Annotated in this window: 7 protein-coding genes and 1 pseudogene; 3 read left to right on the top strand and 5 right to left on the bottom strand. The window is 68.5% G+C overall.

Going from position 1 to position 12,049, the window contains the following annotated elements:
* Nucleotides 1–16 precede the first annotated feature (16 nt).
* Nucleotides 17–3,664: a hypothetical protein gene (locus B8V81_RS04645; protein WP_101807856.1), complete on the top strand. Its 3,648-nt coding sequence runs from the start codon at nucleotides 17–19 to the stop codon at nucleotides 3,662–3,664.
* Between the two features lie 652 nt (nucleotides 3,665–4,316).
* Here B8V81_RS04645 and B8V81_RS26235 read toward each other — a convergent pair.
* Together B8V81_RS26235 and B8V81_RS04640 are read right to left on the bottom strand one after the other, a co-directional pair.
* Nucleotides 4,317–4,469: pseudogene (locus B8V81_RS26235) on the bottom strand (DUF6199 family natural product biosynthesis protein); the annotation flags it as partial.
* 88 nt (nucleotides 4,470–4,557) lie between these two features.
* A complete protein-coding gene (locus tag B8V81_RS04640) occupies nucleotides 4,558–5,451 on the bottom strand; it encodes a S8/S53 family peptidase (protein ID WP_180968377.1) in 894 nt (297 codons plus the stop codon).
* A 260-nt stretch (nucleotides 5,452–5,711) separates the two neighbouring features.
* Between B8V81_RS04640 and B8V81_RS04635 the strand changes: the two genes are divergently transcribed.
* Entirely contained in the window at nucleotides 5,712–8,162 is a 2,451-nt protein-coding gene (locus B8V81_RS04635) for a heavy metal translocating P-type ATPase (protein ID WP_028597200.1), read from the top strand.
* Between the two features lie 130 nt (nucleotides 8,163–8,292).
* On the opposite strand, the gene B8V81_RS04630 is transcribed toward B8V81_RS04635, so the two are convergent.
* Nucleotides 8,293–8,724 carry a MarR family winged helix-turn-helix transcriptional regulator gene (locus B8V81_RS04630; protein WP_028597199.1) on the bottom strand — a complete coding sequence of 144 codons (432 nt, stop codon included), beginning with the start codon at nucleotides 8,722–8,724 and terminating at the stop codon, nucleotides 8,293–8,295.
* Nucleotides 8,725–8,909: 185 nt separating this feature from the next.
* On the opposite strand from B8V81_RS04630, the gene B8V81_RS04625 reads away from it, so the two are divergent.
* The gene (locus B8V81_RS04625) at nucleotides 8,910–9,377 is read left to right on the top strand and encodes a CBS domain-containing protein (RefSeq protein ID WP_028597198.1); all 468 of its coding nucleotides are present in this window, start codon (nucleotides 8,910–8,912) and stop codon (nucleotides 9,375–9,377) included.
* Nucleotides 9,378–9,620: 243 nt separating this feature from the next.
* On the opposite strand, the gene B8V81_RS04620 is transcribed toward B8V81_RS04625, so the two are convergent.
* Nucleotides 9,621–10,907 carry a glycoside hydrolase family 27 protein gene (locus B8V81_RS04620; RefSeq protein WP_028597197.1) on the bottom strand — a complete coding sequence of 429 codons (1,287 nt, stop codon included), beginning with the start codon at nucleotides 10,905–10,907 and terminating at the stop codon, nucleotides 9,621–9,623.
* A 123-nt stretch (nucleotides 10,908–11,030) separates the two neighbouring features.
* Nucleotides 11,031–11,912: an AraC family transcriptional regulator gene (locus B8V81_RS04615; protein WP_028597196.1), complete on the bottom strand. Its 882-nt coding sequence runs from the start codon at nucleotides 11,910–11,912 to the stop codon at nucleotides 11,031–11,033.
* Nucleotides 11,913–12,049: the final 137 nt, after the last annotated feature.

The raw sequence follows: 12,049 nt of genomic DNA, 5'->3' as shown, positions 1-12,049 counted from the left end.
AGGGAGAGGGATGGATATGGCAGACAAGCAGCCCCGCGTGGAGGCGTTCTCGGCAAAGGATGCCTCAGGCAAGGAGTGGAGCTTCACCGTCAGCTCCGACATTATCGACCACTATGAGCAGGCGCGCGTATTCGGACCGGAGGCGCTCGCCGATCCGGCGGAGGTCGGGCGGTACCAGCGGCGGATTGTCTCGCTGCCGGATCATCGCGGCGGCGCCGTGCTGCCGATGCTGCTCAGCATTGGCACGGACGGCGAGCTGTTCCTGGCGCGGCGCGACCTCGAGTCGCCCGACGGCTGGCAGACGATCGACCTGACGCCCGGACGGACGGCGGACGGATCGCCCCGCGTGCAGGCGATCGGCGCGGCGTGGACGGAGGACGACCGGATCGCGCTGGCGGTCGCGACGGAGGAGGCCGGCGGTACGGGCGCGAGCCGGATCTGGACGGCCTTTGACCTGAGCAGCGCCGCCACCGTCTGGGAGACGCTGGTCTGGACCGACGGCGGGACGAGGGAAGGGCGGCGCGTTGAGGCGATCCGCGTGCTGGACGAGGGCGACGGCAGCTGGACGGCCGTGCTGGCCGGACACGGGGGAGCGGGCGATCTGCTCTATCTGCTCCGCAGCGGCGGCAAAACCGGCTTCGCCGACGCGCTCGTGTTCAATCCGGCGACGACGCTGGACGAGATCTACGACTTCGAGGCGGGCGTGCATCCGACCTACGGCTCGGGCCTGTATGTGCTCGGCATCGGAAGCGGCACCGACACGCTCATGTTCCGGCCGTTCCCCGACTATGACGCATCCGGCCATGCGGCGACCGTGCCGCCGGTCGTGCCGCTGCCTTGTCCGGCGGGTGCCCGCCTGCTGGAGACGGGCCTGACCGGAGCGGACGGCACCGACCTGTACGTCGGCGGCAGCGGCGTCAGCCTGCTGACGGCGGACGAGCAGGACAACGCCGACCAGGCCGCGGCGGCGGTCGTCGTGCCGCCGGAGGCCGCGCCGGCCGTGACCGATCTGTGCCTGGCCGAGCGTCCCTCCGCAGGCGGCAAGGCGACGAGCGTCTGGTGCCTGCTGCAGGACGGCGGCCTGTTGACGGCCGCCCAGGACGCGGGCGGCGGCTGGCTGGCGCCGCTGCTCGTGCGGACCGGCGTGCTGGAAATGGCTCCGGCCATGGGCGACGGCAGCCTGCGCTCGTCCGTGCTGGCGGTGTACGCCGGCGGCGGAGCGGGGCTGATCGCTCAGGCGGGGGACGGCCGCAGCTGGCAGGAGACGGAGCTGCGCGTGCAGGATCCGGACGCGATGATCGCTTCCACCTGCTACGCCGTCACGCTGCGCGTCGTCGAGCCTTCCACCGGCGAGCCGCGCCTGGGCGTCGCCGTGCAGGTCGAGGCGTCCGCGCCGACGAACATCCTGATCGGCGGCCGCCCGGCCTTCATCGGTCCGGGAGTCTCGGCGCAGGCCGTCACGGGTCCGGATGGCGGCATCGCCCTGTACAGCCGCGTCCAATCGCTGGCGCCGCCGTCGTATCGGCTGACGGTCGCCGGGCTGGACGGCCATCTCGACCTGCAGCCGGCGGCGGCCGCGCTGGAGCGGTTCGCCAGCCTGACCGGCGCGGAGCTGCGCTCGGCGACGGTGGCCATGCCCGGCGGCGAGCAGCCGCTGCTGCCGGATGCCTGGCGCTCCGGCTCGGGCGCGGGACAGGCCGACGCCGTCGCAAGCGCGCTGCGCCAAGGCGCGCAGCTCGCCGCCGGGCCGAGCGGCAGCTCGTGGACGATCCGGCGCAGCGCGGCCGGAGACCCGTACCGCTCGGACCTTTCCGCCTCGTCCGTGCCGGACGGCTACCGCTGGGGCATCGTCGCCGACGGCCGCGGCGGCGTGCAGGCCGCGGACGACAGCGTCATCGGACGCCTCGTGCAGGCGGCGGAGAGCGCGGAGAGCTTTTTCGTCCAGCTCGGCCATACGGTCGCGGACTTTTTCGAGGGACTGGCTCATCGGGCGGAGGAGGCGTGGACGTTCGTGCTGCACAAGGCGGAGGACGCGCTGCACTTCGTCTGCGAGCTCGGCGGCAAGATCAAGCGCTTCGTGCTGAGCTGCCTCGAGGAGGCGGCGGGCTTCTTCCGCTGGCTGTGGCGGCAGGTGGAGACGGGGCTCGACAAGGTGTGGCAGTTCCTCAAGTTCCTGTTCAGCTGGGAGGACGTGCTGATCGTCCGCGACGCGATGAAGGAGGCGGTCGACGACGCGCTCGGCTACGTGCGCAGCCGGATCTCCGCGCTCAAGCCGACCGTGGAGAGCGGCTTCCGCTCGGCGATGCTGGCGCTCGACAGCTGGCGGCCGGAGGGGGGAGCGGCGTTCCAGCCCAGCCCGCCGGCTCCGGGCGAGAGCCTTCAGGACAAGCTGGAGGCGGCCGCGTCTCCGGTGCGGGAGTTGATCGACGCCATCACCGGCAACAGCGTCGTCAGCTGGGTGCGCCGCAAGCTCGACGACGCGGTCGGCGAGATCGTGCATGTCGACGGGCCCGATCCGGCGGCGGAAACGATCCAGGCGGTGGAGACGTTCATCGAAGGGCTCGTGTCCGACGAGGCGCAGGCGCTGATCGACACCTGGGACCGCGTCGAGGCGGACCTGTCGGCGCTGTTCGGCGGCAAGCTGCCGGGACGGTCGGCGCTGTCGCTGGAGACGTTCCGCGATGCGGCGGCAGCCGTGGCGGCCGACGTCGCGGAGGGGCTGCTCGAAGGGCTGCAGGCGCTCGTGCTGCGCTCGCTCGACCTGATGGACGCGCTTATGGGGGCGCTGCGCGACGCCCTGTTCGCGAGAGTCCGGTTCCCGTTCGTGGAAAAGCTCGTCGAGCTCGTCGCGCCGGGCACGCATGTCGACGCCTCCTTCTCGCTGATCGACGGCATGCTGCTGCTGCTCGCCGTGCCGGCGACGATCGCCTACAAGCTGATCGTCGGCGAGGCGCCGCTCGCCAAGGGCGAGATCGTGCCGCTCGCCTTCGGCAACGTCACGGCGCAGTCCGGCTTCTCGGCGCTGAACCGGTTCAGCTGGATCGGCGGACTGGTCGGATCCTTCCTCAAGGCGGGAGCCGCCGCCTACGCCTGGGCGCAGCAGGCGAGCGACGACGCCAAGCCGTCCAAGCCGGCGATGTTTTTCGGCGTCGCCGTCCAAGGCATCGGCACGGCAGTCGAGGCGATGAGCCGGCGCACGAGCCGCGGGGACGCGGTGGAGGCGATCGACGACACGAACCTCGCGATCTCCTCCTTCATGTCGGCCAAGGCGCTCGTGCCGGCGCTCGCTTCGCTGACGGACAAGTACAGTGATCTCGAGTCGGCCGCGTTCAAGAAGCTGGCCAAAGCCAATGCCGCGCTGGATCTCGTCTGCACCGGCGTCCGCACCGTGCTGCGTACGGCGGCGTTCGGCATCCTGATCGACGAGGAGCGCAAGTCGGACGATCCTGCCGTGCGCGGCTTGCAGACGGCGGAGTCGCTGCTGTGGGTCGACAACTTCTTCGACTATACCGGGTCGATGCTCGCCTCGGCCGCGGTGCTGGACGACGAGCCCGAGACGAAGACGATCCTGCTCGGCGTCAGCACGGCGGAAAAGGCCGCCGCGATGCTGGTAGACATCGGCTACGTGATCGCGGTTCAGAAAAACAATCAGCCGGCGTTTTGACGGGAGCCGGGATAGGCGGATAGGAGAGGGAGAGGCCGATAGAGGATAGGCCGATAGAGCGGAATGGACCTGAGGCGGAGCGATCCGCCTCGGGTTTATTTTGTTCGGGAGCGAGGGGGGGCCTGCCGGGAGGAGGGAGCGCCAAAGCGGGGCGGGATTGGGGCGAGAGGAAGCGCGGCGAGATCCGCCGACGGGTGGTCGGATGGGGGATGCCCGATGCGGAAAGCGGGCTGCAGGCGCTGGCGGCGGAACGGGCAAAAGTGCCGGCTGGCGGGGTTGGCGGAAGTGCCGGAGCTGGCGGGGTTAGCGGTGCTGCCGGTGGGATTGGCGGGTGCTGACAGAGGCCGTCGACGCTGGCGGGCTGCGAGAACTGCCGGAACTGCTGGAGCTGCCGGAGCTAACGATACTGCAAGTCGCTATTGGCCCGAAAAGAGCGCGATTGGAAATTTAACGATACGGAGAAGCGCTATTGGCGGGGAATACGTTGATTGTGCAGCGGAATCGGCCCGATAGCGTCTGCGAGTATCGTTAGAATTTCGGAATGGCCGTTTTGAGCGAAATAGCGTCTCTGAGTATCGTTGGCGTTATGGAGCAGGAGGCGGGGCGCCTTACCGTACTGGCTGAGACGGGGGATTCGGCCGACCCAAGTGCATTAGTCGAAAAGATAAGCCAGGCATCCCATCAATACGATGAACAAAAAGGCGACCGACAGAATCTTCAAATAAATGAGGTAGGAGTCCGATGGCTCGGTTCCGTCGTCCGTTGTCCAGCCAATCGTAATCCGCCATACTTTTTCCGGATAGAACCAAGTCGCGACCGATCCCCCTCACGAAATGAACATTCGACTCCAGCCATCGGCGCCTTGCCGGGAGCGGATCATGGGATTCAACGGCTCATAACAACAGCGGCCAATGGCTGCTTCCTTCGTCGTCGGCAATGAATTCGGCGCCAGCCAGCAGCAATGCGAGCTGCTCATCCACGCCGATGCCGGGAAAGCGGCTGCAAAGAGCTGCCAGCCGACCGGCCGCGAAGGCTGCCGCGCCGCTCGTATGCCCCGGCGGATGCACGGGAGCGAACAACGTGGTGCCTCCCCAGGCCGAGGCTGCCGGCGCTCGCTGGCTGTTCGGCTCGAGCATCCAGCCGCCAGCCGCACCCCCGTCCGCTTCGCGCAGCCGCTCCTCCAGCAAGCCCCCGTCCGCTTCGCCGAGTCGCTCCGCCTCCTGCACACAACCGTCCGCCTCGTCCCGTCTCCCCTCGCTCCGCCCGCAAACGGCTGCGCCGACGCTGACCGCGTCCGGGCAGCTGGCCGGCCAGGACATGCCCCAGCAACGCTGCCGCCGCGCAGCAGCATAAAAATTGCCGGCCGCAGCGACAAAAGCGACGCCTCGCCGCCGCAGCTCGCGGATCCGCTCCGCCGTCTCCGGCTGGCCGTCCGGCTCGTCCGGCAGCAGATGCCGGCCGTCGCCGAAGGCGGCGCAGACGACCGTCGGCCCCTCCGGCAGCTCGCGCAGGATGCGCTCAAGCGCGTCGGCGACCCGGCCGCGCTCCCACAGCGCGCCTCGCCGATCGAGCAGCCGGACCGGCACGAGCCGGATCGGCGCCGGCCCGCAAGCCTCGAGCAGCGTGCGCGCGACGGCCGTGCCATGCCCATGCGGATCGGAGCTGTCGTCCGGGGAGCCGTGCCGGCTCATGTTGAAGCCGGCGTGCAGGCGGACATGCGGAAATTCCTTGGCTGCGTCCGGATCGAATCCGGTATCCATGACAAAAACCGTCACCGCTGCAGGCATGAGGCAGAGCCTCCTTTCGTCTGCGAGCCCTTTTCGATGCCGCGGCTGCCGATTCCTGCTCAAGATGCGCGGAGCCATGAGGCGCAAGGACGCCGATCGGCGCCAGCCTGGCCCGCAACGCCCTCCGATGCCGCCGCATATCGACGCCGGCATGGAGCCAATCTAAGGAAATAGGCGATTGATGGCGGATTTACTTCTTGACCAATATAGGGGTGGGGGGTATATTGGAGTCAAGGAATCACCATTGGAGGAGAAGCGAGATGGCTCGAACAGACTCAACGACGGCCCCGTCGGGCGAGCATAAATCCGTCCTGCAGCTGACCGGCATGACCTGCGCGGCCTGCGCGACGCGCATCGAGAAGGGCTTGGGCAAGATGGACGGCGTTTCGGCGGCCAGCGTCAATTTCGCGACCGAGCAGGCGAGCGTCGTCTACGATCCGGGCAAGGTCGACCGCGAAGCGTTGGAGGATAAAGTGAAGAAGCTGGGCTACGGCACGGCGAACGATACGATCCAGCTGCGGCTGGAGGGCATGACCTGCGCCGCTTGCGCCGCGCGCATCGAGAAGGGGCTCTCCCGCATGCCCGGCGTCGCCTCGGCGACGGTGAACTTTGCGATGGAGACGGCGCGCGTCGACTACGCTCCGGGCGAGGTCGGCCTCGCCGACATGCAGGAGAAGGTGGCGAAGCTCGGCTACAAGGCGCTGCCGATGGAGCAGGAGGAGGGCGGGGCGGAGGCGCGCAAGCGCAAGGAGCTGAAAAGGCAGGCGCTGCGCCTCGCCGTCTCGGCGCTGCTCTCGCTGCCGCTGCTGTACACGATGGCGGCGCATTTCGGCTTCCTGTCGTGGCTGCCGGTGCCGGCGCTGCTGATGAATCCGTGGCTGCAGCTCGCCTTGGCCACGCCGGTGCAGTTCGTGATCGGGGCGCCTTTTTACCGGGGGGCGTTCAACGCGCTGCGCAGCGGCGGGGCGAACATGGATGTGCTCATCGCGCTCGGCACGTCGGCGGCCTATTTCTACAGCCTGTACCTGACGATCGAGTGGCAGCTCGCCGGCGGCGGCGCGCATCACGGCGCGCCGTCGCTCTACTACGAGACGAGCGCCGTGCTCATCACGCTCGTCGTGACCGGCAAGCTGCTCGAGGCGCTGGCCAAGGGCCGCGCGTCCGAGGCGATCAAGTCGCTCATCGGCCTGCAGGCGAAGACGGCGACCGTGCTGCGGGACGGCCTGGATGTCGCGGTGCCGCTCGAGGAAGTCGCCGTCGGCGATCTCGTGCGCGTCCGCCCCGGCGACAAGATTCCGGTGGACGGACTCGTCGAGGACGGCAGCAGCAGCGTCGACGAGTCGATGCTGACGGGGGAGAGCCTGCCTGTCTCCAAGCAGGCCGGAGATTCGGTCACTGGCGCGACGATCAACAAAAACGGCGCGCTGCTCGTCCGCTCGACGCGGGCCGCAGGCGACTCCACGCTGGCGCAGATCGTCCGCATCGTCGAGCAGGCGCAAGGGTCCAAGGCGCCGATTCAGCGGGTCGCCGACCGCATTTCCGGCATTTTCGTGCCGATCGTCGTCGCGGCGGCGCTCGCGGCCGGACTTATCTGGTACTTCCTGATCGCTCCGGGGGACTTTGCCCGCGCGCTGGAGATCGCGATCGCCGTGCTCGTCATCGCCTGCCCGTGCGCGCTCGGCCTGGCGACTCCGACCTCGATCATGGCGGGCTCCGGGCGCGCCGCGGAGCTCGGCATCCTGTTCAAGGGCGGGGAGCATCTGGAGCAGACGCATAAAGCCGATACGATCGTGCTCGACAAGACCGGCACGGTCACCGAGGGCAAGCCGGTGCTGACCGACGTGCTGCCGGCGATGGAGCGCGACGAGCTGCTGCGCCTGACGGGAGCGGCGGAGCTCGGCTCCGAGCATCCGCTGGCCGAGGCGATCGTCGCCGGCATCCGCCGCGACCTGCCGGAGCTGCCGGAGCCGACGTCCTTTGAAGCGATCCCGGGCTACGGCATCCAGGCGGTGGTCGAAGGCCGCCGCGTGCTCGTCGGCACGCGCCGCCTGATGGAGCGCGAGGACGTGGACGCCGCAGCCGCCCATCCGCAGATGGAGGCGCTGGAGCGGGACGGCAAGACGGCGATGCTCGTCGCCGTCGACGGCCGCTACGCCGGGCTGGTCGCCGTCGCCGACACGATCAAGCCGAGCTCGGGCGAAGCCGTGGCGAAGCTGAAGGAGATGGGCTTGCGCGTCATCCTGATGACCGGAGACAACGAGCGCACGGCCCGGGCGATCGCCGCCCAGGCCGGCATCGAGGAGGTCAGGGCCGAGGTGCTGCCGGAGGGCAAGGCGGACGAGGTGAGCCGCCTGCAGCGCGAAGGCCGCGTCGTAGCGATGGTCGGCGACGGCATCAACGACGCGCCGGCGCTCGCCACGGCCGACATCGGCATGGCGGTCGGCACCGGCTCGGACGTCGCCCTGGAGGCGGCCGACGTGACGCTCATGCGCGGCGACCTGCGCAGCATCCCGGAAGCGATCCGGATGAGCCGCAAGACGATGGCCAACATCCGCCAGAACCTGTTCTGGGCGCTCGGCTACAACTCGCTCGGCATCCCGGTCGCGGCCGCCGGCCTGCTGGAGCCGTGGGTCGCCGGCGCGGCGATGGCGCTCAGCTCCGTCTCGGTCGTGCTGAACGCGCTGCGCCTGCAGCGCGTCCAGGCGGGCTGATCCGCCTCGCGGGCTGATCCGACAAGCTGCCCTGATTGGCCGGCTCGCCGACCCGCTTCGCGGACGCGACTTCGCCGGCAGACCCGCCGACCCGACTCGGCAGGCCCGCCTCGCCGGCTGATCCGCCGATCTAGCCCTCCGACACGGACTCGCCGAACTTCTGGAGCAGGCGGCTGAACTGCTCGACCTCCTGCGCGGTCCAGCCTTCCAGCAGCTCGCCGACGCGCTCGGTCCGCATCTGCTTGTTCCGCTCCAGCTCCAGGCGGCCGAGCTCGGTCAGCTCGAGCGTATAAGCGCGGCGGTCATTCTCCACCGGCCTGCGCGCGAGATGGCCCTTCTTCTCGAGCGCGGCCGTCTGGCGGCTGATTGTCGAGCTGTCCAGCCGGAACTCCTCGGCCAGCGTCTTGACCGACGCCCAGCCGCTGCCGGCGATATGGTCGAGCAGCAAATAGGCGGCGCGGTCGAGGCTGTCGCCGCTCTTGCGGTACGTCGTTTCCGCGATGAGGCGCCGGATCAGGTGGGCCAGCTCCATTTCGATCGTTTCGACTGCATGTGGGTCCATCGTCTCTCCTCCTGACAAGAGAGGCGGCGCCGATCGCCTTCCCGGGCGCCATCCGCCGTCTCCTTGGCCTGCCATGACGCATACTCTGCATTGACAGGCATCTATACAGTTGTATAATACAATTATATAGTTGCATGATGCAAGTATTGTCTAGCAGACGGGAACGCAGCCGGGGGGTGCGGGGGATGAAGGCGCATGAGATCATGGTCCGCCAGGTCCACAAGGTCAAGGAGACGGACACGCTCAAGGACGTCGTCGAGAAGTTCATCAAGTACAGGATCAGCGGCTTGCCGGTCGTCAACGAGCGCAACGAGATCGTCGGCTACATCAGCGACGGCGACATCATGCGCTACATCGGCCAGCGGGAGGACTTCGTCCTCGACGCGTTTTATTTTTCGGCCGTGATGAGCATGAACGAGGGCGAGTACGACGACCGCACGCGCCGGCTGCTCGGGCGCAACGTCATGGAGCTGTCGCGCAAGAAGGTCGTGGCGGTCAGCCAGGACGAGGACGTCGCGCAGATCGCGGGACTGCTCGGCCGCAAGCGGATCAAAAAGGTGCCCGTGCACCGCGGCGGCGTGCTTGTCGGCATCATCAGCCGCGGCGATGTCATCCGGCATTCCTTCGGCAGCTATTTGACCGAGGAAAGCTGAAAAAGGTGGAAGGAGAACCGGCCGAGCCGGCTTCCCTTCCACCTTTTTTGCGTCCGCAGCGCCCGCCGAAGCGGGATCAAGCCGAGCCGAGCGCCGTTCCATGCGAGGGCGGCCCGCCGCTCGGTCCGGCTTCCCGCCGGCAGGATCGCCGCAGCGCAGCCCGCTCGGGCCGGCTTCCCGCCGGCAGGATCGCCCCGGCGCAGCCCGCTCAGCCCGCGGCCTGAACCACGGACTGCCTCCCCGCTAGGCGGGATCGAGCCGGTACAGCGCCGCTCCGTGCGGAGGCAGCTCGGCGCTCAGCCGGCCGTCCGCAAGCTCGGCGGACCGGCCGCTCCACAGCTCCTTGGCCGTGAAGGCGCCGGCGCCTCCGAGCTCGGCGAGCGTCGCCTCGACGGCCGCCGCCCGCTCGCCGACGTTGAACAGCGCCGCGTACAAGCTGCCGCCGTCGCCGTCCGCCGCCCAGACGATCGAGCCGCCCTCGCGCTTGACCAGCCGGGCGCCGCTGCTGCTCCGGTGCAGGCGCAGCACGTCGCGGTTCGTCAGCAGGCTGTTCGTCCACGCGTCGTTGTCGCGCAGCTCGCCTCCGAAAAACAGCGGCGAGCGGAACAGGCACCAGAGCGTCATCATCGTCACCTGCTCGTCCCGCGTGAAGCGGGTCAGCCGGTCGGCGCCGCCTCCGTCGACGGAGCGGATGCCGATATGGCCGAGCGGCAGCATGTCGCAGTCCGGCCAGGCGCCGTCCGCTCCGAGGCCCTGCCACCGCTCGCAGCGGTCGAACATGTCGAGCAGCAGCTCCCAGCGGTCCCAAAAGTCGTCGGTGATGCGCCATAGATTCGCTCCGGCCTTGAGCTGCTCGGCCTGCTCGACCGCCGCGGGTCCGGGCGACAGGCTCAGCACGATCGGCCGCCCGCAGCGGTCGATCGCCCGCCGGATCAGCGCGATCTCCTCGAGATGGGCGCCGTACAGCCGGGACGCGGCGATGTCGTCGACCTTGACGAAGTCGACGCCCCACTCCGCATACAGCTCGAACAGCGAGTCGTAGTACGCCTGCGAGCCTTCGTGCCGCGGATCGACGCCGTACATGTCGGTGTTCCACGGGCAGATCGAGTTCGGATGCGCGATGTCGCGCGCCGTCGCCTCGCTGCCGAGGATCGGGGACGCGGCATGGACTGCCTGGCGGGGGATGCCGCGCATGATGTGGATGCCGAACTTCAAGCCGAGCCCGTGCACGTAATCGGCGAGCGGACGGAAGCCTTTGCCGCCGGCGGCGGACGGAAAGCGGTTCGCGGCGGGCATCAGGCGGGAATGGCCGTCCATCTCCAGTGGAACGAACTTGCGGTAGAGGGAGCTGCTCGCTCCGGGCTCGTACCACTGGATGTCGACGACGACGTACTCCCAGCCGAACGGCTTCAGCCGCTCGGCCATGTATTCCGCGTTGCCGCGGATTTCTTGCTCGGTGACGGCTGCGCCGTAGCAGTCCCAGCTGTTCCAGCCCATGGGCGGGGTCGGCGCGAGGTTCAGATGGCTCATCGTTTCCTCCTGTTTTCGCATCAAGCAGCGTTCTTTCTTGAACTATACTCGACGCGTCCCGGCGCCAACTACGACAATTTCACGCAGGCAATAGCATGAAATTGCTGTCTTGCTCCGAGAGGATCAGTCGAAAAAGATGCGGCTGTAGGGAAGCCCTTCGCCGCCCAGGCGGAACGAGCCCGGCGTCCGGCCGGTCAGCCTGCGGAACGCCTTGATGAAATAGCTGCCGCTGCTGTAGCCGACAGCCGCGCCGATCCGCTCGATGCTCCAGTCCGTCGAGCCGAGCAGCTCCACGGCCTTCTGGATGCGCACGCGGGCGAGGTACTGCGCCGGCGTCACGCCGGCATGGCGGGCGAAGCTGCGGACGAAGTGGAATCGGGACAAGCCGACTCGGTCGGCCAGCTCATGCTGGCTGATCATGTCGGCATAGCGCGTCCGCATGCAGTCGGCCGCTTCGCGGATCGCAGCGGGCCAGTCCGTCTCCGGCCGGGCGCCGGTCGACGCCCAGCGGCAGAGCTCGACGAGAAAGGCGTGCACGCAGGAGGAGGCGACGAACGGATCGGATATTCCGCCCGCGCTGGCGCGCTGGAACAGATCGCGCAGCAGCAGGATCGGCGGACTGTCCGCCGACAGGCGGGGAAAGGGGCCGGTCCTGCTTTTGACGTAGTCCCACAAGCCCTGCGCATGCGTCGGCCGGAGGAGAACGAAATAGAACTCCCACGGCTCCTTTCCTCCCGGATAGCGGTAGCGGTGACGCCCGGGAATTTCCGTCATGAACGCTTCTCCCGCCGCCAGCCGGCGTTCGCCGCCGCTCTCGTAGATTCCTTCGCCGCTCGTCGTATATTGGAAAAGCAGGAGCGGGCCGTCGGTCCTCTTCTCCCCGTCCCAGTCGTAGTCCGTCGAGTCGATCGCCTCACGGCCGACCGCGAACAGGCTGCAAAGCGGCAGCTCCGCGCTCTCCTGGAAGCGGAACCCGTAGATGCCGTAGCCCTCGTTTCTCGCCATATGCGCCCGTCCCTTCCTCCATGCTGAATGAATCCATCGTAAAGCGGACGGGCGGCGCTGTCCACCTGCGGTAGGCGCTTGGGAGAAAAACGAGCGGCGGCAAGCCGCCGGAGACGATGCGTCCGCGCGTCAAGCGA

The sequence above is a fragment of the Paenibacillus pasadenensis genome, assembly GCF_002864175.1.
GTDB lineage: Bacteria > Bacillota > Bacilli > Paenibacillales > Paenibacillaceae > Paenibacillus_O > Paenibacillus_O pasadenensis.
Note: the sequence above shows the minus strand (reverse complement) of the source record. Positions and strands in the feature narration are given on the sequence as shown.